At 56.1% G+C, this 26,172-nt stretch carries 29 protein-coding genes; 20 read left to right on the top strand and 9 right to left on the bottom strand.

Annotation, left to right across the window (positions count from 1 at the left end; genetic code table 11):
- The coding region (locus NZ653_07595) for a hypothetical protein (GenBank protein ID MCS7286979.1) at positions 1-2,293 on the top strand (2,293 nt) is incomplete at its 5' end.
- A 28-nt stretch (positions 2,294-2,321) separates the two neighbouring features.
- Here NZ653_07595 and NZ653_07590 read toward each other — a convergent pair.
- Positions 2,322-3,089: a PHP domain-containing protein gene (locus NZ653_07590; GenBank protein ID MCS7286978.1), complete on the bottom strand. Its 768-nt coding sequence runs from the start codon at positions 3,087-3,089 to the stop codon at positions 2,322-2,324.
- Positions 3,090-3,476: 387 nt separating this feature from the next.
- On the opposite strand from NZ653_07590, the gene NZ653_07585 reads away from it, so the two are divergent.
- The 6 genes from NZ653_07585 (at position 3,477) to NZ653_07560 (ending at position 7,738) form a co-directional block, all read left to right on the top strand.
- Positions 3,477-3,812: a metalloregulator ArsR/SmtB family transcription factor gene (locus tag NZ653_07585; protein ID MCS7286977.1), complete on the top strand. Its 336-nt coding sequence runs from the start codon at positions 3,477-3,479 to the stop codon at positions 3,810-3,812.
- 111 nt (positions 3,813-3,923) lie between these two features.
- On the top strand, positions 3,924-4,922 hold the full coding sequence (locus tag NZ653_07580; GenBank protein ID MCS7286976.1) for a DUF362 domain-containing protein: 999 nt from the start codon (positions 3,924-3,926) through the stop codon (positions 4,920-4,922).
- A gap of 76 nt (positions 4,923-4,998) precedes the next feature.
- Positions 4,999-5,490 carry a DsrE/DsrF/DrsH-like family protein gene (locus tag NZ653_07575; protein ID MCS7286975.1) on the top strand — a complete coding sequence of 164 codons (492 nt, stop codon included), beginning with the start codon at positions 4,999-5,001 and terminating at the stop codon, positions 5,488-5,490.
- 24 nt (positions 5,491-5,514) lie between these two features.
- The gene (locus NZ653_07570; GenBank protein MCS7286974.1) at positions 5,515-5,745 is read left to right on the top strand and encodes a sulfurtransferase TusA family protein; all 231 of its coding nucleotides are present in this window, start codon (positions 5,515-5,517) and stop codon (positions 5,743-5,745) included.
- A gap of 22 nt (positions 5,746-5,767) precedes the next feature.
- Positions 5,768-6,481, top strand: coding sequence for a respiratory nitrate reductase subunit gamma (locus NZ653_07565; GenBank protein ID MCS7286973.1), 714 nt, complete (start codon positions 5,768-5,770; stop codon positions 6,479-6,481).
- A 9-nt stretch (positions 6,482-6,490) separates the two neighbouring features.
- Entirely contained in the window at positions 6,491-7,738 is a 1,248-nt protein-coding gene (locus NZ653_07560) for a (Fe-S)-binding protein (protein ID MCS7286972.1), read from the top strand.
- Positions 7,739-7,772: 34 nt separating this feature from the next.
- Here the strand turns inward: NZ653_07560 and NZ653_07555 are convergent, their stop codons facing one another.
- From NZ653_07555 to NZ653_07540, 4 genes are read right to left on the bottom strand one after another with little or no spacing between them, the layout of a single operon-like run.
- Positions 7,773-8,531 carry a DUF429 domain-containing protein gene (locus NZ653_07555; GenBank protein MCS7286971.1) on the bottom strand — a complete coding sequence of 253 codons (759 nt, stop codon included), beginning with the start codon at positions 8,529-8,531 and terminating at the stop codon, positions 7,773-7,775.
- A complete protein-coding gene (locus tag NZ653_07550) occupies positions 8,512-9,600 on the bottom strand; it encodes a DUF763 domain-containing protein (GenBank protein MCS7286970.1) in 1,089 nt (362 codons plus the stop codon). The genes NZ653_07555 and NZ653_07550 overlap by 20 nt, the downstream gene beginning before the upstream one ends.
- Complete coding sequence (locus tag NZ653_07545; protein MCS7286969.1) at positions 9,597-11,141, bottom strand: fused MFS/spermidine synthase; 1,545 nt, start codon at positions 11,139-11,141, stop codon at positions 9,597-9,599. The genes NZ653_07550 and NZ653_07545 overlap by 4 nt, the downstream gene beginning before the upstream one ends.
- Positions 11,119-11,766 carry a response regulator transcription factor gene (locus tag NZ653_07540; GenBank protein MCS7286968.1) on the bottom strand — a complete coding sequence of 216 codons (648 nt, stop codon included), beginning with the start codon at positions 11,764-11,766 and terminating at the stop codon, positions 11,119-11,121. Before NZ653_07540 ends, NZ653_07545 begins: the two co-directional genes overlap by 23 nt.
- A gap of 210 nt (positions 11,767-11,976) precedes the next feature.
- Here NZ653_07540 and NZ653_07535 point away from each other — a divergent pair, with 210 nt between their 5' ends.
- The 7 genes from NZ653_07535 to NZ653_07505 all read left to right on the top strand — a co-directional run bounded on the left by NZ653_07535 (position 11,977) and on the right by NZ653_07505 (position 18,266).
- Complete coding sequence (locus NZ653_07535; GenBank protein ID MCS7286967.1) at positions 11,977-13,044, top strand: Xaa-Pro peptidase family protein; 1,068 nt, start codon at positions 11,977-11,979, stop codon at positions 13,042-13,044.
- The gene (locus tag NZ653_07530; protein MCS7286966.1) at positions 13,044-14,225 is read left to right on the top strand and encodes a GAF domain-containing sensor histidine kinase; all 1,182 of its coding nucleotides are present in this window, start codon (positions 13,044-13,046) and stop codon (positions 14,223-14,225) included. Before NZ653_07535 ends, NZ653_07530 begins: the two co-directional genes overlap by 1 nt.
- Positions 14,222-14,398: a hypothetical protein gene (locus tag NZ653_07525; GenBank protein MCS7286965.1), complete on the top strand. Its 177-nt coding sequence runs from the start codon at positions 14,222-14,224 to the stop codon at positions 14,396-14,398. Before NZ653_07530 ends, NZ653_07525 begins: the two co-directional genes overlap by 4 nt.
- A gap of 39 nt (positions 14,399-14,437) precedes the next feature.
- Positions 14,438-15,154, top strand: coding sequence for a hypothetical protein (locus NZ653_07520; GenBank protein MCS7286964.1), 717 nt, complete (start codon positions 14,438-14,440; stop codon positions 15,152-15,154).
- Between the two features lie 76 nt (positions 15,155-15,230).
- On the top strand, positions 15,231-16,373 hold the full coding sequence (locus tag NZ653_07515) for an FIST C-terminal domain-containing protein (GenBank protein ID MCS7286963.1): 1,143 nt from the start codon (positions 15,231-15,233) through the stop codon (positions 16,371-16,373).
- A 61-nt stretch (positions 16,374-16,434) separates the two neighbouring features.
- Complete coding sequence (locus tag NZ653_07510; GenBank protein ID MCS7286962.1) at positions 16,435-17,514, top strand: DUF362 domain-containing protein; 1,080 nt, start codon at positions 16,435-16,437, stop codon at positions 17,512-17,514.
- Positions 17,515-17,525: 11 nt separating this feature from the next.
- Entirely contained in the window at positions 17,526-18,266 is a 741-nt protein-coding gene (locus NZ653_07505; protein MCS7286961.1) for a methyltransferase domain-containing protein, read from the top strand.
- Here NZ653_07505 and NZ653_07500 read toward each other — a convergent pair.
- Positions 18,241-19,176 carry a polysaccharide deacetylase family protein gene (locus NZ653_07500; protein ID MCS7286960.1) on the bottom strand — a complete coding sequence of 312 codons (936 nt, stop codon included), beginning with the start codon at positions 19,174-19,176 and terminating at the stop codon, positions 18,241-18,243. The two genes, NZ653_07505 and NZ653_07500, sit on opposite strands and share 26 nt — an antisense overlap.
- Positions 19,177-19,221: 45 nt before the next feature.
- On the opposite strand from NZ653_07500, the gene NZ653_07495 reads away from it, so the two are divergent.
- Positions 19,222-19,923: a response regulator transcription factor gene (locus NZ653_07495; protein ID MCS7286959.1), complete on the top strand. Its 702-nt coding sequence runs from the start codon at positions 19,222-19,224 to the stop codon at positions 19,921-19,923.
- Here the strand turns inward: NZ653_07495 and hutI are convergent.
- The gene (gene hutI, locus NZ653_07490) at positions 19,859-21,160 is read right to left on the bottom strand and encodes an imidazolonepropionase (GenBank protein MCS7286958.1); all 1,302 of its coding nucleotides are present in this window, start codon (positions 21,158-21,160) and stop codon (positions 19,859-19,861) included. The two genes, NZ653_07495 and hutI, sit on opposite strands and share 65 nt — an antisense overlap.
- Positions 21,161-21,176: 16 nt before the next feature.
- The gene (locus tag NZ653_07485; protein MCS7286957.1) at positions 21,177-22,238 is read right to left on the bottom strand and encodes an N-acetylornithine carbamoyltransferase; all 1,062 of its coding nucleotides are present in this window, start codon (positions 22,236-22,238) and stop codon (positions 21,177-21,179) included.
- 79 nt (positions 22,239-22,317) lie between these two features.
- On the opposite strand from NZ653_07485, the gene NZ653_07480 reads away from it, so the two are divergent.
- The 5 genes from NZ653_07480 (at position 22,318) to NZ653_07460 (ending at position 25,667) form a co-directional block, all read left to right on the top strand.
- Positions 22,318-22,446, top strand: a complete 129-nt coding sequence (locus tag NZ653_07480) for a hypothetical protein (protein MCS7286956.1) — start codon at positions 22,318-22,320, stop codon at positions 22,444-22,446.
- Positions 22,447-22,954: 508 nt separating this feature from the next.
- On the top strand, positions 22,955-23,290 hold the full coding sequence (locus NZ653_07475) for a hypothetical protein (GenBank protein MCS7286955.1): 336 nt from the start codon (positions 22,955-22,957) through the stop codon (positions 23,288-23,290).
- A complete protein-coding gene (locus tag NZ653_07470) occupies positions 23,287-24,330 on the top strand; it encodes a serine/threonine protein kinase (GenBank protein MCS7286954.1) in 1,044 nt (347 codons plus the stop codon). Before NZ653_07475 ends, NZ653_07470 begins: the two co-directional genes overlap by 4 nt.
- Positions 24,331-24,666 (top strand): WD40 repeat domain-containing protein, encoded by a 336-nt coding sequence (locus NZ653_07465; protein ID MCS7286953.1) that lies wholly within the window; start codon positions 24,331-24,333, stop codon positions 24,664-24,666.
- 143 nt (positions 24,667-24,809) lie between these two features.
- Positions 24,810-25,667, top strand: a complete 858-nt coding sequence (locus tag NZ653_07460; protein MCS7286952.1) for a hypothetical protein — start codon at positions 24,810-24,812, stop codon at positions 25,665-25,667.
- Positions 25,668-25,759: 92 nt separating this feature from the next.
- Here the strand turns inward: NZ653_07460 and NZ653_07455 are convergent.
- A partial coding sequence (locus NZ653_07455; GenBank protein MCS7286951.1) for a hypothetical protein occupies positions 25,760-26,172 on the bottom strand: 413 nt, incomplete at its 5' end.

Below are 26,172 nucleotides of genomic sequence, written 5' to 3'. Positions count from 1 at the left end.
CTGGCACCCGTGGAACTCACACCATCTGCCGTATGAAGGAGGCTACTTCAACGCGGCCAGCCTGACCTACACCGTCGCCTACACCGGCCACCTGGTCTCGCTGCGCCTCTGGGACTACCCCGACCCAGGTGTAGCCAACCGACGCAATCCCTGCATGTTTCAGGGCTTCAGCAACAACATCGCCGTCAAACCGAACACCACCTACCTTCTTAGCGTGCGGCTGCGGACGGTCGGCGTGACTGGGCCGCGCCGGGCAGGCTACCCCTACGGCTTCACCGTCCGCAAGGGCGGCTGGCTGGGCGAGGGCTGCTCCGACCCCGCGGCCACTTCTGGGAACTCTACCCGGCTCCTGGGCTACGTCAACGGCACGACCCCCTGGCACGAAGTGACGGCTACCCTCACCACAGGCCCGAACGAGTACTTCCTGGACAACCTCTACCTGATCCTGGAGAACACCACTGGCGGTGACGCCTTCATAGACGAGGTTTCTCTGCGCGAAATGTCCGGTGGCCAGCCCGTCGGGCCGGAAGTTTTGCGCAAGAACCGCTTCGCCTATCACCTTTATTTTGACCAGCAGCCCTCTTGGCAATGGGACTATGTCTTTGAGAAAGCTGCGCAATATGGTGTCACCATCCGTCCTGTCGTGCTGGAGAAAAACGATTGGATCGCCAATCACCTGGACTTCAATGGCAACCCGGTGGGCGGGTACTACGACCTGGACAACAACCGCTTCTACGCCGCGCCGAACACCGCCGTGCGGCGTTACCACGAGTACTTCTGGCGCTATCTCATCGCGCGCTGGGGCTACTCCCGGGCAGTGCACTCCTGGGAACTGATGAACGAGGGCGACCCGTTCAACGGCAACCATTATGCGATGGCTGACGCCTTCGGGCGCTTTATGAAGGCCCACGACCCCCATCGCCACCTGGTCACCACTTCCCACTGGCACAGTTTCCCGGTCTACGAATTCTGGGGCAACCCAGCCTATGCCGGTGTAGATTACGCCGATTTGCACGCCTACGCCTGCTGCGGCAACCGCTATGCGGGCTGGGCGCAGAACATCGACGAGCCGCTGGCGTTAGAGACACACCCGGCCTACGTGGTGGGAGGAGAGGGTGCTTCGGTGCGCATTTCCGGGTCCACCCGATTCCACAACGCCGGGGGCACTCCCCGGTCGCTCGTCATCCGGGGCCGGGGCGAATGGGTGATCCGGTATATGATGAAGACAGAAAATTTCACGGGAACCTGTGCCTATGGCATTCCCAACACCCTTTCTGGCCCCCGCCTGATGTGGATTCTGGACCACGGCACGCCGCAGCAGCGCTCCAACGTCGTGCCGCCGACGTCCTCAGGGCAGGACTTTTTATGCAGCGCTCCCGCGGGCACTTACGACTGGCGCGTCTTTGATAGCCGATACACTTACGATGGTAGTCCAGCTCCCCTCTCAGCCCGCATCGTCCTCACGGACGATGCCCTTCACTCCTTGGCCATCTACTTCCAAAACAGTTTCGGCACAGGGGGGAACGCCTGGATAGACAACGTGGAATTGATCAGCCCCAGTGGGCACCGGGTGTACCTCAACGGTGAGTTTGACCTGACGCTCCTTTACCATGACTCAGCGCTCCTGACCACCGCCTACAGCCTGCAGATGGGCGGTCGGACGCTTTCTGGGCCAGGCAAACCCGTCACGCGCGGCGAGGTCGCCATTGGCGATGACGGCGATTACTACGGAGACCACGTCTATAGTCAGACGCTGGACGTAGAAGGCGTGTGGCTGCACAACTTCCTCTGGGGCCAGGTCAACCCGGGGGGCCTTTATGAACTCTACTGGGATCCGGTCAATATCCGCCGCCACAACCTCTATTACCACTTTAAGGCGTTCCGTAACTTTATGGACGGTATCCCCTTGAACAACGGGCGATACGAAGACGCTCGCGCCGTCACCTCCCATCCGAACCTCAGGGCCTGGGGGCAGGTGGATCGGGTCGCCTGCCGCGGCCACCTGTGGGTGCACAACCGCCACCATACCTGGTGGAACGTGGTGAACAGCATACCTATCCCATCAATTTCAGGCACGGTTTCGGTAAGTGGACTTATCTCGGGTACCTATCGTGTTACCTGGTGGGATACGTGGAGCGGCACCGTCTTCCTCACCCAAACGGTATCCACCACTGGTAGCTCATTAACCCTAACGCTTCCGGCACCGCTGAAGGCTGATGTGGCGCTTCAATTTGACCAGCTATCCGATTGGATGTTCAGCCTCTACCTTCCCCTTGTGCTCCGGAGCAAATAGATCAACCGCCGCAATTGACCGACGATGTTCAGAAAGCCTGGTGTGCAGCGGTCCAGATGCAGATTTTCTTCAAAGGAGCCTCAGGGTGGCAGTTACCGGTCACCCAGCCGGTATAGCGCAGTGCCAGATGGGCCATCCACTTCAGAAACAGAGCTGGGGGAAACCTGGATTGCGCCAGTGCCACTTCTGTGCGCCGGTTTATAAGCGCCTCCCGCAAATCCTCAGGGGTGCGGCCAGGGAAGTGCGTAGCGGCTGAACCGATCATCTGCACCATATGAGCATCGCTGTTGCTCACCAGCGCCAGCGGCAAACCCATCCTTTGCACGGTTGCCATTGCGATGTGGTTCTGCCTGGGACGGAAAAGGCTCGCATTGAAAACCTCAATCCCCACCAGGAAAGGAGCGATCTCAGGGTCGCTCAACGCCCGCTGAATTGCCTGGAACCTAAGACCCTGGTAACCGTGGCCGGGATGTGGGATAACACACAGCCCGCCCTGGTCCCTCACCCACCGCACAGTATCGCTCAGGGAAAGACCAGCGGGAGGGCAGCGATGGATAAAGAGGGCCAGTAAATGTCCCTCGGCTGTAGAAACTTCACACCCTGGAATGACATGCAGGCCGTAGGCTGGGGCCAGATTCGCCCCTTCCAGCGCAGCCCGAATTTCATCGTGGTCGGTGATGGCAATCACATCCAGGCCCACCTCGGCAGCTCGCTTCAAAACGGCCCGGACCGTTCCGGTCCCATCCGGGCTGTAAATAGTGTGTATGTGCAGGTCAGCAAGTCCCATTTTCCTCATTTACCGTCGTAAATCTTACCCCGCGAGCAAATTGTATCTTCAGCCCATTAACGCTGATTAAAGAAAAAGTTAAGGCGATGTTAAGGTTTGAATAAACTGGGTGCTCTCTTCTGCTCAACGGCCTGGCAAATCCTCCCTGCAGTCCACGAGCTCCCCACGCTTTATTGCTGGGTCCGGAAAATACCTCCTGAAATTCCTGGCTAACCACCCTCCGATTTTGGATCGGTCGTTTGAGGCAAACTGCGAGATTTCAGAGGCAGTCCAGCGCCCGGGATGGGGAAGAAGCGTTCTGGCGGGCATTTGAAGTAAAATGAGGGGAAAGGCAAAAAGAAGCCTTGTCTTTTCCGAAACGATGTAGTATATTTTAAGAAAGCGGAGGGAAATTTTATGGCCATTACGGATGAGCTTCAGCGGGAAATCGTCCTGCTGCATGCTCAAATTTGCCAGGGGCTGGCGGATCCTAAGCGCATTCTAATCCTTTACGCCCTCGCTGATGGCCCCCGTTGCGTAACAGAGCTGACGGAAATCCTTGGCTTCCCCCAGCCTACTATCTCCCATCATCTTAAAATTCTGCGCGAGCGCGGCTTAGTGGTTGCCAGACAGGAAGGTCCCGTTATCCGTTATGCCCTGGCTGATAAGCGAGTCCTTCAGGCTTTGAACCTTTTACGGGAAGTATTGCGAGATAGGCTGACTCAACAGGCCCATCTCCTCCAGCAGGTTTAGTTTCAGTTTACCATCAATGCAGTTAGCGGCCAGCATAAAACGGTTAACGAAAGGGGATTTTCTCTCCGGGTTTTCCTAATGCAAATGCTGACCTTCATGGGTGCAGGTTTGATGACTCCGTTGCTTAGCTCTTGCGGGAAAAGCCCTCGGAAGATAAGCTTCCCAGAAGAACCGATTTCTCCCTCTTCCCCAACTCTTCCTCAAAGCCCAGCTCCCGCACGAGTAGCACTGGTCCGAACCACCGATCGTGTTGAAGGAGTCCGTCGTGCTCTGGCGCTTTTCGGAACGCCCAGAGTTGATGGGAAGGAGGTGCTCCTCAAGCCCAATTTCAACAGCGCGGACCCAGCTCCCGGTTCAACCCATAACGATGTCTTACGCACTCTCGTGGAAGCCATCTGGGAGAGTGGCGCCCGCTCTATTACCGTTGCCGACCGCAGTGGAATGGGTAAAACCCGCCAGGTAATGGAGCGCAAGGGGATATTTGCCATTGCATCCGAGCTGGGATTCAGAGTGCTGGTTTTGGATGAACTTGGCCCGGAAGACTGGGTGCCCGTTAAGCCTCCTGGAAGCCACTGGTCACGAGGTTTCCTTTTCGCTCGCCCCATTCTGGAAGCCGACGTTGTCATTCAGACCTGCTGTCTTAAAACTCACCGCTATGGTGGTCATTTCACGCTTTCCCTCAAAAATTCCGTAGGCATGGTGGCAGAGTATGGGCCAGATGGCTACGATTATATGGCCGAGCTGCACAGTTCCCCGCATCAACGAAAAATGATAGCCGAAATAAACGTAGCTTATCAGCCTGCCCTGATTGTGCTGGACGGTGTAGAGGCTTTCGTCACTGGCGGACCTGAGCGGGGAAAACGGGTAAGGACAGGAGTGATTCTGGCAGGAGCCGATCGAGTTGCAATAGATGCAGCGGGGGTGGCAATCCTCCGGCTCTTCGGGACAACGCCGGAAGTGGAGCGAGGGCCGATATTTTCTCAGGAACAGATAGCCCGTGCTGTTGAGCTGGGGTTGGGGGTATCCCGCCCTGAAGATATCCAGTTCCTTACCGATGATCCTCCCAGCGCTGAGTTCGCCGAACAAATCCAGGAAATGCTGGCAAAATGACCCTTGCAATTTTCGCGTGGGTGTAGTATCATTAAGGCATCTAAATACAAACATAATTTAAATGAGGAGGGTCCAAATGAGCGGGCATGAGCATGAGCACGAGGCGAAAAAGGCCTCCATTGTTGTTTTCAGCGGGGACATGGATAAGGTAATGGCGGCTTTCATCATTGCCACCACGGCCGCTGCCAGCGGAATTGACACCACCATGTTCTTCACCTTCTGGGGCCTTCAGGCTATCAAGAAGAAAGGGGCCACAGGCAAGACCTTTTTCCAGCGGATGCTGAGCCTTTTCCTCAAGGATATAAACGGCATCGGCCCCAGCAAGCTCAATATGGGCGGGATTGGCCGCTGGATGTTCAAGCAGATGATGAAGCAGCACAACGTCACGCCTCTACCTGAACTTCGAAAAATGGCCGTTGATATGGGTGTAAAGCTCCTGGCCTGTCAGATGAGCATGGAAGTGATGGGCATCCGCCGGGAGGACCTCATTGACGAAGTGAGCGATGTAGTGGGGGCCGCAACCTTTATCGCCGAGGCAAATAAATCGCATATAACTTTGTTCATTTAAATCAGGAGGCACAAAATGGCAGAAATTACCCCTGAAAGGACTCTGGACGCACGCGGGCTCAGGTGCCCCATGCCAGTGGTCAAAACCAGCCAGGAGATCAAAAACGTCTCAATAGGTGGCATCCTGGAGGTTCTGGCTACTGATCCTGGCTCTGTGGCTGATATTCAGGCCTGGTGCAAGAGCACCGGCAACGAACTGGTGGGGATGGAAAAAGGCGAAGGCGTCTTCAAGTTCTGGATCCGCCGGATGAAATAACGTGAAATCCCAGGAGGCCCTAATGACAACTCTGACCTTTGTATTCTGTTACATCACTCCCTATATTGCTGTTGCTGTCTTTTTCGGTGGACTGGCGTATCGGGTCTTCCGGTGGTGGCAGAAACGGCCAGCTCCGGCTCACTTCTCCCTTTTCCCTCGCCCTCAGAGCCGGCTGGGCCGGCTGCTGGATGCCCTGGTGGACATGTTTACCCTGAAGGGGCTGCTGCGGGTTAACCCACTCCTTTGGGCCGGCGGCTTTATCATGCACCTGGGGCTCCTCCTGGTCCTCATAGGGCACATCCGTGTTTTCACCGACTTTTACTTCCTCTGGGATCTTTTAAACTGGGGCAAAGAGGAACAGCACAGGTTTTCGGCCATTGCGGGGACGATCGCCGGCACTCTCTTCGCCGCTCCTCTCTTCTACCTGTTGGCTCGCCGCTGGAGTGGCCCGGTGAAATGGCTCTCTACGCCGGAGGACCACTTCATTCTCCTTCTCCTCATCAGCATCGCACTGACCGGATTCCACATGCGCCTTCTGCGGACGGTGGAGGTTGAAGAACTGCATCGCTTCTTCGCCGGACTGGCCTCTTTCCGCTGGCAACCTATCCCGGAAAGCGCGGGGCCTGCGTTCGTCTGGCACTTCACCCTGGCTCAACTTCTGATGGTCTATTTCCCCTTCGGGAAACTGAGCCACATCATCGGCTCAGTGCTCTCCAAGATGGTGGCCCGAAGTTAGGAGGATGCCATGTTGAAGAAATTTGTAGAAACGATTCGTCAACGTATCACGCGTCCGCTCCAGTATTACCAGGATATCTGTGTTCGCTGTGGGGCCTGCGTGGACGCCTGCCACTTTTACGTTACCTCCGGCAATCCAGCCCACATCCCCGCCTACCGGATGATGCTGGTCAAGAAATTGCTCCAGCGGGGTGGCAATGGCCAGAGGGGGTTCCTGGGCTGGTATCGGGATACCACTATCCCTGACGAGCGAACAGTGGCCGAACTCCGGCAAGCTCTCTGGGAGTGTACTGGTTGTCGGCGGTGCTCCGTCTTCTGTCCTTTTGATCTGGATACGGCACTTCTGGTGAATGTGGGCCGGTATGCCCTCCTCCAGGAAGGAATGGGGATGGAGATGGTCGCCGAAATCGGGAATGCCGAGGTCAGCAAGGGGGAAATCATAGAGGCTCTCAAGGAATTCTACCTGGACCAGGTCCGGGAACTGGAAAGGCGAATCCGAGAGGAGTGGGGTGTACCTGACTTGAGGATTCCTGTGGATGAACCGGCGCGGGTCCTGTATGTGCCAGTGGTGGGCGAGCACGCTATTATCCCGCTGGCGAAGATCTTCCACGCTGCGAAAGAATCCTGGGCGCTGAGCATGTTTACCGCCACCAACCATTCCTTTTTCGTTGGCGACATAGAAAAGGCGAAAAAGGCAGCCCACTGGATTGTTGAGGAGGCTCAGCGGCTAAGGGCCCAGGTCATCGCTTATGCAGAGTGCGGCCATGCCACCCGGACTCTCCTGAACTTCTGGGACTACTGGTTCGGGGAAGAAATCGCGGGCTTCCAGCGGGTCAGCGTCGTCCAATTGGTCGCCTCATACCTGAAAGAGGGACGCATCCGGGTCCGGCCTGGAGCGTTTGAAATCCCGGTGACCTACCATGATCCGTGCAACCTGGGCCGGAATGCGGGGATTTTTGAGGAGCCGCGGATGCTGATTCGCGCCATCGCCACCGATTTCCGGGAGCTCAGCCCCAACCGGGAACTGAACTGGTGCTGCGGCGGGGGCGGCGGACTCATCGCTGAGCCTGCAATGTTTGAGGTTCGGATGAGGGCTGGCCGGCCCAAAGTGGAACAGATCCAGCGCACCGGCGCCCGTTGGGTGCTGACCACTTGCGAAAACTGTAAGACGCAGATTTCTGACCTGAACCAGCATTACGGCCTGGGTATTGAGGTGAAAGGCGTGGTGGATCTGATCGCCGACGCACTGGTGCTGTGAGCCAGAGAACCCGGCGATCCAGGAAAGAGCGGGGTTAAGGCTTAGACGGGCCTTGCCCCGTTTTGTTTAATGCTACGGGCACAAGTATATAGCCTTCTTCCATATTGCCAAAAATCCTATACCCTTTGGGGCCAAAAGTCCAGCAGTAAAGGGCTATGTAGGCGCAGAAGAGAGCATCCAGCAGATCTTCAAAGGTTTTGAGCTCCCGGCCTTTCAGCGGTGAAAGTTCTCCTGAAAGGATCCCAGGGGCATGTAGGGGAGGAAAAGCCTTCTCTAACCCCTTCAGGAGGGCTATGAAGCGGGATAGCTCTTTTTTTCTGAAGTCCAAAGGCCTTCCGGGCCTTGCTTTGTATTTGAGGGTTCTCTCAAGCCCGAAGAGAGCCACTGAAGCCGGATGTGGATATACTTCTACCACCTGCCTTGTATCTTTATGGGGTTCAATAATGGGGGAATGAACGAACCCTTCGGCCGCCAACTTTCGGACCAGCTCTTCCCCTCTGATTTTTCCCCTGAAACGGCGCCGGTTGGCCGGGTGAGGAGCAGCCTCGTACCGGCGAAAGGCAGCAGCTAATTCACGATCACACGGACGAAACCCGCTCTCGTTCGGCACTATTAGAGGAGCGTCCACAGCGATGAGGGCTGGTTTTTCTCCCACCGTTTCCCTCAGAAAGGTGATGATTTCCTCATCGCTTACAATCCTTTCGTTCCAAGCGACGGCTTTCTCACCCTCAAGGACCACTATTGCTGAAGGGTTCCGGCAGGACCAGGCGAGGTCAATCCCCACGAAGTGCATAGCGGGAAAGCCTTTTCAGGGCTTCCAGTTTTTCTCTCTGCCCCAATTTTGCCTTCTTTACGGCGTCTCCGAGAATCTCAATGGACTGATCGTAAATGCGGCGATCAACCCTGTAAGGGTGGCCGTCTTTACCGCCGTGGGCGAAGCTGAAACGGACGGGGTCGCGGTAGCTCACTGGGGTGCCGTAGAGAAGCTCGGCTATGAGGCTCAAAGCCCTCACGGTCTTGGGGCCTACTCCCTCCATCTCCAGCAAAGAAGCGAAATCTTCCGGCTGGCGCTCGTATGTTCGGAGGAATATTGAACGAAGGCGGTCAGGCGCTATATCCTCCAGGAGGATGTGATGCCGGGGAGGGAGCTGCATGGTTTTCAGGCGTTCAAGCTCTTTCACCAGCTTTTCAGGCTTCTCACGGGCCAGAAGGGCGGTCACCCGCCTGGCTTCCTCGCTTTCAGCCGCAACCAGGTTCAGAGGTTCCGTCACCAGGTCGCAGCAGATGGCACTGTGGGGCTCACACACAAAGCTTTTAACTGTTTCTCCAAGCCAGTGGTAGCGGCGGGCATAGCGGTTGACCGGATTCATTCCCTGCTGGATCACACACCAGTTTCCCATCCGGTCAAAAACAAAGGTGTGGTGGTAAATCTGGAAGCCATCCTGAAGGGCGGTGTTATCCACCTTGGCAGCCATCCTGCTGGCGTAAACGAGGCTGCCAGGGTCAACAGAAAGGAGTTCTCCTTTGGCCAGGATTTCCTCTGGAGCTCGCCGGGATGTTCCTCCCTTGCCTCCTGCCACGAATATCCCGAGCTCGTCCCCCAGGCCCTTGAGGCCTTCCTTAAGAGCCCCACAGGTAGTGGTGGTCAAACCGCTGGAATGCCAGTCAAAGCCCAGCACACATCCGAACGCTTGAAACCATAAAGGATCTGCAAGCCGCCTTAAAAGCTCGGCGGTACCGAACTCCATAATGATTATAGCCGTTATCTCCCTGGCCAGGAGGGCCATCCTCTGGAACAACCAGCGTGGCACTTCCCCCCAGTGCAGGGGAAGGTCTGCAACCCCTGTCTTCTGCCCTTTCATCTCTGCCCCCTTATGTAATCCAGGATTGCCATATGGGTGAGATGTTCCACTGGTGCGTGGTCGTCCGTTAGAATGCTGCTTCCCCCTGTGAAAACTTTTAACCCGGTTAGGGCCCTCTTCGCAACTTGCAACAGGTATGGATTTTCCACGAAAGCCAGGTTAATGGCGAAATTTTCTGGACGAGTTCTGGAAGCGGTTCCCACCACCAGAGAGTTAGCCACGGGGTGATCGCCGGGGGGCTCATCAATCACATAAACGCTCGGGAACACCGAGGCGACCGTTGCGGCGATAGCATTGACCAGGCGGTAATCGTGGGGTGGGTGTGCGACATTTATAGCCAGGACTCCTCCAGGGCTCAGATGTTTCTTAACCTCCAGGAAGAATTCCCTGGTGGTGAGGTGGAAGGGGATGTATGGAGGGCGATAGGCATCAACGGCTATTACATCATAGAGCTTGCTGGAGCGGGTGAGGTAACGGCGGCCATCGTCCACTATAATGTTGAGGTTGGGGCTTTCCAGAGCCATGAATTTCTTAGCTACTTCCACCACCAGAGGGTCTATCTCTATTCCGTCTATAGGAATTGGGCCATAAACGGTCGTGTAAAGCCTGGAGATAGTGCCACCGGCCAGCCCTATCAGGCAGAGACTTCTCACCTGAGAAGGAGAAAATGGCGGCTGATTGAAGAGGGGGGCTACCAGGAAATAATCCCAGATTCCTCCCGTAAGCACCTCTTCGGGGTTGTAAACGGATTGAACTCCCAACCCTTCGTTGAGGAGCAGGTAGACATCGTGGCCCATCCGGATTACCCACACGTAATTATACGGTGATTCTCCTTCAAAAAGGATCTGGCCGTGAAAGGGGGGGACGATTTTAGCCTCCAGACCAAGAGGAATAACTGCCGCTATAAGGGCTAAATAGAAAAAAGTTCGCCCCCTTGCACCGGGAACAATCCCCAGCAGAGATGTTACCATAAGGATGAAAGCCAGGACCAGGAACGTTCTTGTTGTCCCCAGGAAGGGTATCAGAAGAAAGGGGGGGACGATGGTGCCGAGGATGCTTCCTGTGGTTGAAAGAGCGAAGATGGCCCCCCCTATTTTCCCGGTCTCACCAACGTGGCGGATGGATAGCCTGAGAGCGAAAGGGCCTATGGCGCCCATGAGGGTGACAGGGGGTAAAAGCAGGAAAGCCATTCCCAGAAAGAAGACAGCAATGGAGATTAAATCCGGAAATTTTCCTGCCGGGCCTGAGGAGTGAGCCAGAGCGAAAAGTACCGGTGAGGCAATGGGTATGAGCCCGGTGCAAAGGCCTGCTAAGAAAGCAATGCGGTAAAGCAACGCTGGATATGGGTATCTATCGGCGAGCCTGCCCCCCAGCAGGTATCCCAGAGAAAGATAACTAAGGACAAGGCCAATCAGAGTGGACCAGGCCCACAGGGTTGAGCCCAGATGTCTCTCCATGAGCCTGGCAGCGGTTATCTCAACTCCCAGGGAGACGAACCCACTTGCAAATACCAGGATCCTAATCTTCAGCTGATGGGACATCAAATTTGTAGCCTATTTTTTTGACGGTTTTAAGGTAATTTTCCGGAAGCAGCCTGCGGAGCCAGCAGATGTGGACATCCAGGGTACGGGTGTCATCCACGTAATCGGTGTTCCACACCTTTTTGATGAGGTAGGGCCTGGTGAGGATCTTCCCCCGGTTCCGCATGAAGATTTCCAAAAGCTGGGCCAGCTTGGGGGTCAGGTGGTGTTCTTTCCCTCCCACGATCAACATCCGCTGGAGCAAATCAAGGGTAACCTCCCCGCTCTTAAGGAACCTTTTAGTTCCCACCAGTTTCCTCAAACGGGGGAATAGCTTCCGCCAGGTTATCGGCTCATAGATAACCTCGTCGGCTTCTATGGGGACATGCTTTCCTTTGGAGGTGAGGAGAAGAACGGGGAGCATGTAAGCTTTATTCTTTATAAACGTTGAAACATCCCTCAACCAGACCAGGTTCAGGGACAGAGCGTCCACAAAGATGATATCCGGCTTCTCCCGAAGCTTCCGACACATCTCATCGGAAGAGGGAGAGGAAAAAAGGACCTCGTATCCGGATTTCATCAGCGACGGAAAAATTTTAGAAAAAATGTCAGGATTCTTGGTAATTGCCAGAATTTTCGTCCCCATAGAAATTTCTCCTCAGGGAAACAGCCCTCTTCAGGCGGCCAGGTCAATTATACACTTCTCCAGGAAAGAAGGCAAAAACCTTGGCTCGCGCACGAAGTGAAGGGGACTCACTCACTCTGAGAGAGCCTTCGTTGACAAATGGCGGATAAAGGCTTATAGTAAAACTGTGAGGGCAGTGGAGGCCTGAGTTTCACAGAGGCGGAGGTAAGAATGGGCCTACAGAAACTCAGAGAATTTATCGCCTCCAGGGGCCTTGATGGCTTCCTGGTAACTAACCCTGAGAACCGCCGCTACCTTTCGGGTTTTACCGGTTCCGCAGGAGTCCTTCTCATCACCCCCGATTCCGCTTACATCGCCACCGATTTCCGTTATTACGAGCAGGTAGCGCGGGAGTGCCCTAGTTTCGTGCTGGTCAAAGTGGAAAAGCAGTTTGCCGATGTCCTCCCGAAGATGCTGGATGAAGCGAAGGTGAAAGTCCTGGGCTTTGAAAGCCCCTATCTTACTGTGGAAGAATACAGGAAATGGCGCAGGCTGACCCGTAAAGTCAAATGGGTGCCCTGCGAGGATATCGTGGGTAAAATCCGGAGTGTGAAATCCCCACAGGAAATCCAGACCATCCGCAGGGCAGTATCCTTGGCCGACGAAGCCTTCCATCACATATGTCAGGTCCTCCGCCCTGGTATGAGCGAGAAGGAAGCTGCCTGGGAGATTGAGCACTTCATGCGAACCCATGGAGCGGATAAAGTGGCTTTTGATTTGATTGTGGCTTCGGGGCCCAACGGGGCTTTACCTCATGCTAGGGCCTCTGACCGAATTATTAAAGAAGGCGAACCTGTTGTGATTGACATCGGCTGTGTGGTGGATGGCTACTGCTCGGATCTCACCCGGACCGTTGTCCTGGGCAGGGCTGATGAGCGCTTTCGGGAGGTTTACTCCGTTGTCCTCAAAGCCCAGGATAAGGCTGAAAGGGCTATAAAAGCTGGAATGCGGGCTCGCCGGGCCGATTCCATCGCTCGCAGGGTAATTGAAAAGGCCGGATACGGGCCCCACTTCGGCCATGGCCTGGGCCACGGAATAGGGCTTAATGTCCATGAAAAGCCTACGGTGGGGAAGGCCTCCGGGGATATCCTGCAATCGGGAAACGTCATAACCGTGGAGCCCGGAATATACCTTCCCGGCTGGGGAGGGGTCCGAATTGAGGACGTAGTTCTGGTCAGGGAGGACGGAGTGGAAATATTGACCCGTTCTCCCAAAGGGCTTGAGTTTGCGGTGCTGTGATGGAAGAAAAAATAAAGCGTCTGGAAAGGCTATTAGAGATAAGCCTTGAGCTTAGTTCCACCCTCTACCTCCGCGACCTCCTGGGGAAGATCGTCCGCCTGGCCACCGAACTTACGGATACTGAAGCCAGCTCCATCCTCCTTCTGGATCGGAAGACCAGAACCCTTTACTTTGAAGCAGCTACGGGGGTCAGAGCAGATTCTCTGCTGGGGATACCGGTGCCTCTTGAGGGGAGCATTGCTGGAAGGATAGTTCAGGAAGGCAATCCGGTAATTGTGGAGGATGTGAAGGCTGATCCAGGCTTCTACGGCCTCGTGGACGCCTTAACCCATTTTCAGACCCGTTCCATCTTAGGGGTGCCGTTGAAGGTCAAGGATATGGTAATAGGAGCCCTGGAAGTTCTCAATAAGAGGGGAGGGAAACCCTTCAGCCAAGAGGATGTCAGGCTTCTGGAGATTCTGGCTGCCCAGGCGGCTGTGGCCATAGAAAACGCCCGCCTCTTCCAGCAGAGCGACTTTATATCGGACCTGGTGCACGAGTTGCGCACACCTCTCACGGCCATAATGGGCTACAGCCAGCTCATGCTGAGCCATGAATTTGATCCTGCCACCAAGAGGCGTTTTCTGGAAACCATCCACCGGGAAGCAGCACGGCTTTCCAGCCTCGTGAACGATTTCCTTGACCTGGTGAGGTTAGAATCGGGACGGGCTAAGATAAACAAAAAACCGGTGCAGCTGCGACAGCTCCTTGAGGAATGTGTGGCCATTCTGCGCCCTCAGGCCGATTCCCGCAGGATCAAAGTAAAACTTACGGTTCCACCCCTGTTGCCTCTCGTCCCGGCCGATGAGGACCGGCTCCGGAGGGTTGTCATTAACCTTTTGAGCAATGCTATCAAGTTCAATCGCGATGAAGGCTCAGTGGAGATAAAAGTGGAGATGGCGGAAGGAGAAGTTAGAGTTTCCGTTTCCGACACAGGAGTCGGTATTTCGCCGGAGGAGATCCCTCATATCTTTGAAAAGTTCTACCGGGGGCGGGCTGAGGGAGAGGTTCCTGGCTCGGGCCTTGGCCTGAGCATAGCCAGGCAAATCGTGGAAGCCCACGGCGGGAAGATATGGGTGGAGAGCACCCTGGATCAGGGAAGCACTTTCACCTTCTCCATCCCCCTGGGAGGTTCCCAATGAAAAGGCTCGCCCTTTCGGCTGCCCTGATCCTTAACCTGGTGGGGTGTTTTCTGGCTTCATCGCCTCCGGAGAAAGCTTATCCAGCCTTAACCCCCACTCCAACACCCCAGCCTCTGGAACTGGTAGTCCTCCACACCAACGATACTTGGGGTTACGTCCTCCCCTGCGGCTGAAGACCTACAATAGGTGGATTAGCCCGTCGGGCTTCTTTTGTGAAGGAAGTGCGCAGGGATTATGAGGATGTTTTGCTCCTGGATGCCGGCGACTCTTTATGGAGCGATGTCCCTCTAACTCGCAGGAGCGGGAGCCTGATCATTGTGGAGGCTATGAACCTGATGGGCTACTCGGCGGCGGTGCTGGGGGAGAAGGATTTGACTCTGGGGGAAGAAGCCCTTGAAAGGCTCATTTCCGCTGCCAGGTTTCCCTTCCTTTCAGCTAACGTGCTCAAGAGCGATGGCAGACCTCTGGTTTCCCCTTACGTCCTTCTGGAAATCAAGGGTCATCGCGTTGCCATTCTCGGCCTGACAGGCATGCCCATTCAGCCTGTTCCAGGCTTCAGAATTCTTGACCCTCTGGAGACAGGCAGGGGCTACATAAGGGAGCTCAAGAAGCAGGCGGATTTGATAATACTTCTTGCCCATACCGGTGCCGATTTAGCCAGAAAGCTTGCGGCCGAAGAAGGGGTTGACCTGGTAGTGTGGGGTGGGGTTTCCGGGCAGAACCTTGGTCCTTTATGGGACGAGGCCCGATCTTCTCTGGCCGTGGTGGCAGAAGCACCTGCCCCCGGACATGCAGGGCGCGCTGTAGGCTTCACCAGGCTGAGCATTGACTCAAAAGGTCGGATAACTCGGTATGAGTGGAGCCAGGTCCTCCTTACCCCTTCCTATTCCGATGATCCTGCTATCTTGGAGCTTATCCGACGCTATTAAGGGGCAATTTGCACGCAAAGTTGTGAAAAAGCGAGGTTCGGGATAAAATAATTAAAAAACCAAAGGAGGTTTAAAAATGGCCAAAGCTGTAGTGGCGTGGAGCACCGCTGCTACCGCCGAAGAAGCCGTAGCTCAGGCCTTTGACAAAGCCCTGAGCGAGCTGGCAACGAAGCCCTCCCTTGCAATCCTTTTTGCCACCGTGGATTATGACCCCCTGCAGGTTTTAAGCCTTGCCCGCAAGAGGATTGGGAGAACCCCGCTTTGGGGGGGCACTACTTTTACAGGCCTTTTAACCCCGGATGGGTTTATCTCGGGTCCGAATGGTGCTCTGGGAGTTATGCTCCTTTCCGACATAGAGGCTGGCACAGGATTTGCTCCTGGAGGCAAAAACCCCCGCAAGAACACCCTTAAGGCCCTGAAGAAAGCAACCGCTACGGTTCCATCGCCCAAAGCCTTCCTCATGATGGCTTCCCCCGGGATTGAGGAAAGGGTAATAGAGGCCCTGGCCGAGGCTTACCCGACCGTTCCCATCGTTGGAGGAAGTGCAGCCGATAACACCATAGAAGGAAAGTGGAAGGTCTTCGGTTACAGGAAAACTTTTCCCAAGGGGATAAACATAGCTGCTCTATCTTCGGCGGGGAAAATAGGAGTGGCCTTCGGCGGGGGCTACGCTCCTACCGATAAGTCAGCCAGGGTGACCAGAGCCAAAGGCCGGACCATCTTTAAGCTGGACCGCCGCCCCGCCCTGGAAGTATACAAGGAGTGGACCGGTAAGAGCCAGGAAGAGGTAGCGGGGATGAACCTCTTGGGAGCAAGCCTTCTGGCACCTTTGGGCATTGAGGAAGCTGGCTTCTTCAGGATTGTCCACCTGGCTTCCGGCAACCCCGATGGCTCCATAGGAGCCTTCGCCGAAGTGGCCCGAGGCACTGAGGTGCGCCTCATGGAAACAAGCGTGGATAAGCTCATCCAGGACGCAGGCGATATAGTCAGAGAGGCCCGGAAGGACATGACCAGGGTTGATGCCCTAATCCTCAGCCACTGCGCTGGGAGAAAAGTGGCCATAGGTGACCGCATAGGGGAGGTGGTCCCCAAGATTAAAGAGGTAGTAGGAGATGCTCCTTTCATTGGCTTCTTCTCCTTCGGCGAGCAAGGTTGTCTTCCCAACCAGGTCAATCGCCACTGCAACCTCATGCTCTCAGCTCTGGTCATAGGGGAGTAAGGGCAGGGGAGGCGGGGTTACAGCTCCGCCTCCCTTCTTACACGACTTACCGGAGGAGAAATTGAGCACAGTAAGCATCTACGAAGCCGACGCTCAGGATGTGGGAAGGGTTATCGCCAGGGTTTTTGACGCCTTTGAGGTGGATGTAAAAGACAAGAGAGTGCTCATAAAGCCCAATATTGTAGCGGGCCTGCCTCCGGAACATGGGGCGACAACACATCCGGCAGTGGTTTCTGCTTTAGTAAAGGAGTGTTTGAGGAGGGGTGCTTCCAGGGTTACGGTAGGCGATAATCCTGGAGGTGTGGAGAAGGATTCCAGGGCTACAGCCCAAAAAGCGGGGTTGGTGGAGGCAAGCCACGGCTGCTTTGTAAGGCTATCGGAAAAAGTAACCGAAGTGCTCTTGCCTTCAGCTGGGGTTAAAGCCCCGATTTCCAGCGCTGTTCTGGAAGCTGATTTCCTCATCAATGTCCCGGTCATGAAGACCCATGTCTTTACTACCATAACGGGGGCGGTCAAAAACCTGTATGGCTATGTGGCGGGGACGGCGAAAGCTCGTCTTCATCTGGCTGCTCCCACCCGCCGGCAGTTTTCTGCCCTTCTAGCTGATATCTATGCCCTTCGTCCGCCGGATCTTGTAATCATGGATGCTTTGAGGGTGATGGAGGGTAATGGCCCTACCCATGGTCAGGCGAGGCCTCTGGGGAAGATTTTAGCTGGTAAAGATGGCGTTGCGGTGGATGCAGTAGCCTGCAGGATGATGGGCGTTGACCCGGCTAAAGTCTATCACCTGGTGGAGGCTTCTGGAAGAGGCCTTGGCCGCATTGATGGGGTGGAAGTGGAAGGGGCTTTTTCGGTGATTCCCGACTTTAAGCTTCCTACCACCTTCGCCGCATCCCCTCAGGAACAGGCAATGCTCCTCTGGGCTATCGGCCAGGTTTATCCTGTGCTCAGGGAGGATTTGTGCCTTCAGTGCGGGGATTGCGCTGTAAACTGTCCGGCTCAGGCCATTTCCCTGAACCCTTATCCTGTGGTGGATGAAAACCGCTGCATAACCTGCTATTGCTGCGTAGAGCTTTGCCCTGAAGGAGCGTGGGAGATTCCTTCAGGCATACAGGAAAAATTTGACCGAATCTTCCGTTAAAAGTCTGGCCTATGGAAGTCCTTCTGGAAGAGGATAAGCACTGGTGGTTCGCCAGCCGAACGAAAGCTATATTTGCCGTCCTTGACCCGGTAGTTAAAAAGGGGGAGGGGATGGTGCTGGATGTGGGAAGTGGGGCTGGCAATATGTTCCACCATTTATCCCGTTACGGCCCGGTGGTGGGGGTTGACAACAATATTAAGCCCCTCCTGGTGGCCAGAGAGAGGGGTTATATCGTTCCGCTGGGAAGAGCTGAAGCGCTCCCATTCCCTTCCGAAGCTTTCAGGCTTGTTGCCCTGCTAGATGTCCTTGAGCACTGCGATGATGACCGGCTGGTCCTTGAAGAGTGCTACCGGGTCTGTGTTCCCGGCGGTTTTCTTATCATAACGGCTCCAGCCTATCAGTGGCTCTGGAGCTACAACGATGAATTGAACCGCCACCGCCGTCGCTACAGCGGTGCAACCTTAAAGGGTTTGCTGGAAAGGACGGGCTTTCGCCTCCTGAGGATAACTTACAACAATTTTTTTATCTTCCCTCTGGCGGCGCCTCTGATCCTGATCCGGGAGAAACTGGGCCTGCGTCCGGATCTGGCGTCGCCCCACTTTGATGAGGAAGCCTATCAGGTGGAGATGGAGCCGGCTCCCCCTCTGGTGAATGGCATCCTGACCTGCATTGGGGAAATGGAGGCGTGGCTTATAAGGCGCCTGAACCTGCCCTTTGGCACATCCCTTATCGCTCTGGCTCGTAAAATCTGATTTTGCTGATCAATTTCTCCAGGCTTTCCTGGCCGTTTACCCGGATCCGTTTGAGGGTGAAGAGGCCATCGGATGAATGAACTATGCCTGGGTCAGTGGTGACGGCTCCCCAGAAGTGGGCAGATTTAAGCACCTTTATAACTTCATCATCGTAGAAACCGAAGGGGTAGGAAAAGAATCTGGGCTCAATCCCGTGGGCTTCCAGGGTCTGCCTCGAGCCCAGGATCTGCCAGATGAGGTAGTCCAGGGACCTGCCTTTCAGGCTTGAGTGGTCACGGCCATGGGCTCCGAACTCCATCCCGGCCCTGGCCATCTCTTCCACCTGTTTCCAGGTAAGGTAGCCCGGCCTATTTTCATCTATGAAATCGGTGATCACGAAGAAAGTGGCCACAAAACCGTATTTCTGGAGCAGGGGGAAAGCGTTCCGGTAATGGTCCTCGTATCCGTCATCAAAGGTTATGATCAGAGGTTTCGGAGGGAGCGGCTTGCCTATGGTCAGGTGATAGACCAGGTCCCTAAGGGTAATGGTGGTGTAGTTCTGGCTTTTGAAATATTGTAGGTGCTCTTCAAACTGCTGGGGGGAAACGCTTATCTCCCGCCGGATCACGTTGGCTTCAGGAGGGGGTGAGGATACGTAATGGTAGAGTAAGATGGGCACTGCAGCTTCTCTCCTTATGCCATCGGGGGTTGGAGCAGGAGTAGGCGTGGGGGTTGGAGTGGGTGTGGAGGTGGGGGTTGGAGTGGGAGTGGGTGTGGGAGTTAAGGTTGGGGTGGGCGATGGAGTAGCGGTGAAGGTTGGAGTGGGCTGCAGGATGGAAATTCCCTTTTCTCCCCTCTCTGAAGGGAGAAGGGTTGCAATCCATGCGGTTATTAAAAGGGGGAAAAGCAGGGTGGAGGCGAGTTTTTTCAAGGCTCGTCCCTCCGGCTAAAATTACAGTAATTCAGGGAAAGAGCCATGAAAGTCTTACTGGTAGGAGACAATGAGCATCTTCTCAATACCATAGGTGAGCTCCTGGCCTCCAGTCATATTTCCGTTAAAGTGGGGAAAACTTTCGCTCAGGCGGCCACCCTTTTCTGGAGCTGGAAGCCTCAAGTGGTAGTGGCGGAGTTGCCTTTCTGGGGGGAGGGGGCGGAGAAGTGGGAACTGATCCGGAAACTGAAGGAGATTGCCCCTGTCCGCATTATAGCCCTGGTGGAGTCCGGGAAAATTGAGGAAAGGATCAGAGCTCTGGAATGGGGAGCCGACGATGCTGTGTTCAAATCCTCCTCCCCCAGGGAAGTGGTGGTGAGGGTTAAAGCCCTCTTGAGGCGAATGGGAACTGGAGCTCCTATGCCCAGGGCTGAAATCTACACTGACGGTTTTCTTCTGGTGAATTTTTCCACCCAAGAGCTTTTCCTGGGCGGTCATTTGATAAAGCTCAGCCGGAAAGAATTTGCTGTTCTGGAGTGTCTCGCTCGCCATCCTCGACAGATTCTAAGCCCCCGCAAAATAGCTGACTTGCTTTCTCCGGATTATACTCCTGAACTTGTGCGCCATTACATTTTCAAATTGCGCAGGAAACTGGAGCCTGACCCATCAAATCCAATCCGTATCAAGTGTGTGCGGGGCCTCGGATATTACCTGGATAATCCGGATAAACCATTTTCCCCCTTTTGATGACGGCTTTAGCCCGCAAGTTCCCGAACCGATAGGCGAGGTGCCGGTAGTCCGGCACTTCCCACAGGGCGATGTCGGCCTGTTTGCCTTTTTCCAGGGAGCCGATTTTCTCCCCCATTTTCAGAGCCCAGGCGGCGTTGAGAGTGGAGGCGGTCAGGGCCTGAGAGGGGGATAGGCCACAGTATCGGCAGGCCAGAGCCATCATGAAGGGCATGGATTCACACCAGCAGGTCCCAGGGTTAAAGTCGGTTCCCAGCGCCAGTGCGACCCCCTTTTCTATAAGCCCTTTTCCGTCGGCAAAATGAGTGTGGCCAAGCCCGAAGGAAGTGCCAGGCAGGATAACCCCTATCGTTGAGGAAGAGGCAAGCCTAAGGGCTTCCTCCTCGGGAGTAACAGCCAGGTGGTCGGCGGAAGTGGCCTCCAGTTCCACAGCCAGGCCCGTGGCTCCGAGGGACTTGAATTCGTCGCTGTGGATCTTGAGGCTGAAGCCCAGCTCTCTGGCCTTCCTCAGCACTCTGGCTGACTGTTCCAGGGTGAAGGCGCCTTCGTCGCAGAAGACATCGCAGAAGATTTTTTCCCGCTCAATTTCCCTATCGTCGGCCCAGCGAGCAAGGGCGGGAAGCATCTCTTCGGTGACGAGGGTTACATATTCTTCAGCTCTTCCCCAGAACTCAGCGGGCACAGCGTGGGCTCCCAGGAAAGTGGGGATAATGTCCAAGGGGCTCTGTTCTTTCAGGGCCATGATGACTTCCATCATTTTGAGTTCGGTTCTGGTCTCCAGACCGTAGCCGGTTTTGATCTCAACGGTGGTGGTGCCGGAGGAAAGGAAGGCCAGGGTTCTTCTATGGGCTTCTTCCAGCAGGGTTTCAAAGGGAGCTTCTCTGGTCTTCCGGACGGTGGACATTATTCCTCCCCCGGCGGCCATGATTTCAAGGTATGTGGCTCCCTTCAGTCTGAGCTCAAATTCTTCAACCCTGTCCCCGGCGAAAACCAGATGGGTGTGAGGGTCAACCATTCCCGGGGTAGCGGTGCACCCGTGGAAATCCAAGGTTTCGCGGGCGGAATATTTTCCGGTAATTTCGCTCCGAGGCCCCAGGTCTGCAATCAGGCCGTCGTCAATGGCTATGGCCCCATCCTGAACTACGAGGATTTTGCCCAGATTTTCCCTTCTGGCCGGGCCTGGGCAGGAAGGGGTCGCTATTTGCGAGGCGAAGATAATGAGGTCAACCTTGGGCAATTTTCCTCCGCAAACTTTACCGCATCACCATTGCCATGACGGCTTTCTGAACGTGGAGCCTGTTTTCGGCCTGGTCAAACACTACAGAGCGCCATCCGGGCCCTTCGGTCTTGTCAATTACTTCATCGGTCACCTCAAATCCTCGGTCGCAGGGAAGGCAGTGCATGTATATGGCTTCCGGATGGGCCAGCTTCATCTTTTCGGCATCGCAGATCCAGTGTTTGTTGGCTTCAAAGAGCTCTTTGGCTTTTTCGGGGCTTCCCTCTCCGACAGGGGGTTTAAAGATGGGGACAGCGGCCCAGGATTTGGGGTAGACGACGTGAGCTCCGCGGAAGGCTTCCTTCATATCGTGGACAATCTGGAAGGAGCCGCCATAGCGTTTGACGTTTTCCTCGCAGGCTTTGAGGATTTCGGGGTCCAGCTCAAAGCCTTCAGGGTGAGCGAGGACCACGTCCATACCCATCATGGTGGCGGCGATTATGGCCGACTGAGGCACGGCCCTGGGCTTATGGATGCTGGGGGAGTAGGCCCAGCTCATTACGAATTTGACGCCTGAGAATCCTCCGAATTTTTCCTTAACGGTGAGGATATCGGCCAGGGCCTGGAAGGGATGGCACTTATCGCATTCCATGTTCAGAACAGGGATATCAGCCCAGTAGGCGAAGTTGCGGATGAGTTCGTGGGCAGCGCCGTAGACCCAGTCCACAGGTTCTCCGTAGCAGCGGATGGCGATTCCGTGGCCCATACGGGATAGGACTCTGGCCACGTCGGAGACCCTTTCGGTGGTGTAGGCTACTTCTTTGCCGGGGAGGGCTGGGGTGTAAATCTGGTCAGGTTCCAGGTAATGGGCGTGGCCTCCCAGCTGGGTCATGCCTGCCTCAAAGGAGTTGCGGGTTCGCAGGGAGCGGTTGTAGAAAATCATGAAGAGAGTTTTGCCTCTGAGGAGATGGTCATGGGGGTCGCCCAGGACGAACCTTCTTTTAAGGTCAAGGGCTACGTCCAGTATGGTTTCAATCTCTTCTCTTGTCCAGTCCAGCAGGGTTATAAAGTCACGTCCCCGGAAGGTATCGGTCTTCATACACTTCCTCCTTCTAAAATTTGGGCTGATTTTATCATAAAGGCCGCTGCGGCGCAAAAGGGTTTGCGAGCGCTCTCTGATGGGTTGTCTTATCCGGATAGAAGTGCAGGTTAAGGAAGGCGATGGCCTCCTCCATCCACCAGCATCGGCAGTGGTCGTTCCATATCTTCCAGGCCCGCCTGTTCCTCTTCCCGAGGTGCGGCTGTGAAGAGTTCTGGCTGCAGATGAGGCAAACCTTGCACCTACGCAGAAAGTCCGGAATTTTGTAACCGGGGGCTGTTCCCTTCCAGCAGCTGAAGCCGGTGCGCAGAAGCCGCGGGATTTCTCCGGGCTATTGAAGCTCAGCGGGGCAGAGGTGCAGGGCTCCGAGTCGGCGGCTTGAAGATATCCCGGTGGAGTCATGGACTGACTAGCCAGGAGTGAGGACTACGGATTCCCCTTTTCCACCGGTAAAACCAGGCTCTGTAGACTTGATATAAGAGAAAAGTTCGTGTAAAATAAAAATTGAACTTAGCGCTGGTGCCTTCTACGTGCTGCGCACTTTAACAAATGGAGTCGCCCGGCAGTCAATTCCTTTCCTGGCAATCAAACTCTTCCAGGGTCCAAATATAGTCCTTCAATCCTATGGCTGGACTCCGCTGTGGATAGCGCCGGCCTTAAGGAAGCCCCGTAGTTTTTTTCTTAACGCCGGATGAAAAAAGCGCCGCCAGCTTGGAATGACTGAAGTAGAGTGCATTTATTGCATAGTTTGCGGCCGGAAGTTCAGCCCAGCCGGGCCCGATGTGGTCCTCTGCCCCTCCTGCGCCCCCTACCCCCTCCCCACCCGCTCCTTCCTCGCCGCAGCCGACATCCCCGAGGAATGGCAGGTCGGCGACCTCATCCTGGGCCTCTACGAAGTCAAAGAAATCTTCACCACCGGCGCCATGGGCCTGGTCTACCGCGTCCACCACCGCCTCTGGAACCTGGACCTGGCCGTCAAAAGCCCCGCCCCGCCCTCTTCCAGACCGAAGAACAAAAACAAGCCTTCCTCGCCGGGGCCGAAACCTGGGTGAGCCTCGGCCTCCACCCCCACATCGTCACCTGCTTCTACGTCCGCACCCTCGGAGGCATCCCCCGCCTCTTCACCGAGTTCGTGGAAGGCGGAAGCCTCAAGGACTGGATCCGCACCCGCCGGCTCTACGAAGGCGGCCCCAAAGAGGCCCTCCGGCGCATCCTGGACTTGGCCATCCAGTTCGCCTGGGGCCTGGACTACGCCCACCAGAAAGGCGTCATCCACCAGGACGTCAAGCCCTCCAACGCCCTCCTCACCCCTGACGGCTTGCTCAAAGTGACCGACTTAGGCCTGGTGAAGGCCAAAGGCTTCACCCCCGCCTATGCCGCCCCAGAACAGGTGCTGGGAAAGCCCACCGGCCCCCTCACCGACCTCCGGGGCTGGGGGCTGAGTGTCCTGGAGATGTTCGCCGGGGAGGTGACCTGGATGGAGGGCACGGTGGCAGCAAGCGTGCTGGAGGCATATCTTCGGGAGCCCCCGGAAGGACTGCCGCCGATGCCCCAGGGGGTAGTAGAAATTTTGCGGGCCTGTTTTCAGGAGGACCCTGGGGCGCGGCCTCAGGGAATGGAGGAGGTGGCCGAGCGGCTGCGGGCGGTGTATGAGGCGGAGATGGGAGAGCCCTACCCCCGGACGAAGCCCGAGGCGCCGGCGCTGCAAGCGGACAGCTTGAACAACCGGGTAGTCAATTACCTGGACCTGGGGAAGGAGGAAGAGGCGGTGCAGTGCTGGCAGGAGGCGCTGGAGGCGGACCTGGCGCACCTGGAGGCGAACTTCAACTATGGGTATTACCGGTGGCAGAGGACGGAACTGCTGGGAAGCGAGCTCCTGAGGCAGATACAGCACCTGGAGAGCGCACACGGAGGAAACGCGGAGTACTGGCGGTTGGTGGGGTGGGTGTATCTGGAACAAGGGTATGTGGAAGAGGTTTTGCGGAAACTGGAGGGGCTGGGGGTGCAGGAGGAGCCGCTGGAACAGGCGCACCGGGCACCCGACTGGCCGGTGATCCGAGAAGTGCGAGGAATGGAAGGGCATACACACTGAGTGACTTCCATCGCCTTCTCCCCCGATGGCCAGTATGCCCTCTCGGGAAGCGAGGATCAAACCCTTCGCCTCTGGGCGCTGGACTGGGAGTGGGGATTCCCGGAGCTGGCTGATTGGGACGAGGGGGTACGGCCGTATCTGGAAATCTTCCTCAAGCTGCACACCCCTTATGGGCCCGATGGTCTTTCACGGGCAGGCCCACCGCAGTGGACCGAAGAGGATTTTCAAAAGTTACTTCATGAACTGAGTTTGCGGGGCTTTGGCTGGCTGCGCCCCGAGGGCGTCCGCCGGGAACTGGAAAAGATGGCCCGGGAAAGGGGCTGGAAAGGAGATTAGCGATGGGACTGGACAATTTCGCGGCCCGTCGCTCGAGCGATCTGAGCCGCTTGACCAAGGAGAAGTGACGGTGAGAGGGCTTCTGAGCTTCTCCAGGTGCTCGCCTAAAGCCCTCAGGCTTTCCGCAGGGAGAGGGAACGAGTATGGTTCGGGAAATAACGATAGGGCTGCTTCTGGGCACGATGCTTATCGCTTGTAGCCCACCATCGCTCCAGGGGAAGACCTTTCTGGCAGGACCGGCTCAGGCCCCAACCTGGGTAGTGAACCAGAGGGATACGGTATTGGAGATCGCCTACGGCAGCGGGACTCACTTTCCCCAATACGGCGCCCTCCACCTGGAGAGCAGTTACTTCCGCTTGAACTACGGCCCTAACTCCGAGTGGGGAACTTCTATCATCCTGCTGCCTGCCTTCTGGAGCAACGGCGTCTACCATCAGGGAGCGCCCATCACGGCCTCTTGGAAAGTGATGGGTTCCAACCTGCAACTCGCCATCACAGGAACCATTGCGTCCTTATCAGTGCGGGCTCAGGTGGACCTCTTTCCCCCAGCAGCCGAAAGTATGAGCGCCCAGGTCGCTGTAACTGTTGAAGGCAGTGTCCCACTGGATTCCCGTCCAGGCGAAGCCTTTAAGCCAGTTATGCTTTCTTCCATGCACATTTCCCCCACCATCTGGGATACGCAGGCCGCCTTCGCCGGCTGTCAGACCTGGCCCATCCCCGAAAGCGGGTGGCTCATCCCCCCGACCCCGCCTGTTAGCACTTCTTTCTTCGGCCTGTTGGGCGGCACTTCGGAATGGAAGCCCAACGCGCCGACCATCTGGATCGTGATGGACCGCCCAATGCAGGTGGCCGGGTGGGTCACCGCCAGCCACGATCCGAACGACGATAACGTGGGGCTTTGGGCGGCTGCAGAGGCAGTTTTACCCTCGTGGCGTTACCGGATCATCGCCTTATCCGGAACCCACATCCATTGCTCGGTTATCCCTCTAATTTTGAAGTAGTTAGTTTGTGTAGGAGAAGAGATATGAGAAGATGGATATTTTTGGTTTTCCTGTGCGCGATTGTGGCCTGTGTATCGGCGCGGCCGGAAGCCTCAACTCCCACGCCCGCTGTGCTCGCCGGCGCCCCATCTCCGGAGGCTCCGGCCACTGGCCCCGCCACACCGACCCCCCCGCCGCCAGCCGCCGCGACACCCTGGAGCCGAGCCCACCAGCACCTGGCCGAGGTGATGGACAAATACCATCGCTCCTTTGACGTCTATACGGACGTGGGCGCCGGGGGTAACCACTTCGTCCTCCCGGCCCAACTGGGAACGGGAGTGACCCTCAACCCTTCTTTCACGGCGACAGTTCGCTCGGGGGCCACGTCCATCCGGAACACCTTCTCGCCGATCCTCTATGGGTGGGGCGGGATATACTTTCAGAATGGGGTGTTGCTCGCAGGCGATACGGCGCCCCGGCCGAACTGGGGGGACTACCCGAACGCCGGTTACGATCTGACCGGCGC

It is taken from the genome of Anaerolineae bacterium (assembly GCA_025062375.1).
GTDB lineage: Bacteria > Chloroflexota > Anaerolineae > SpSt-600 > SpSt-600 > SpSt-600.
The sequence above is the reverse complement of the archived record's forward strand: the minus strand, read 5'-3'. Positions and strand labels throughout refer to the sequence as shown.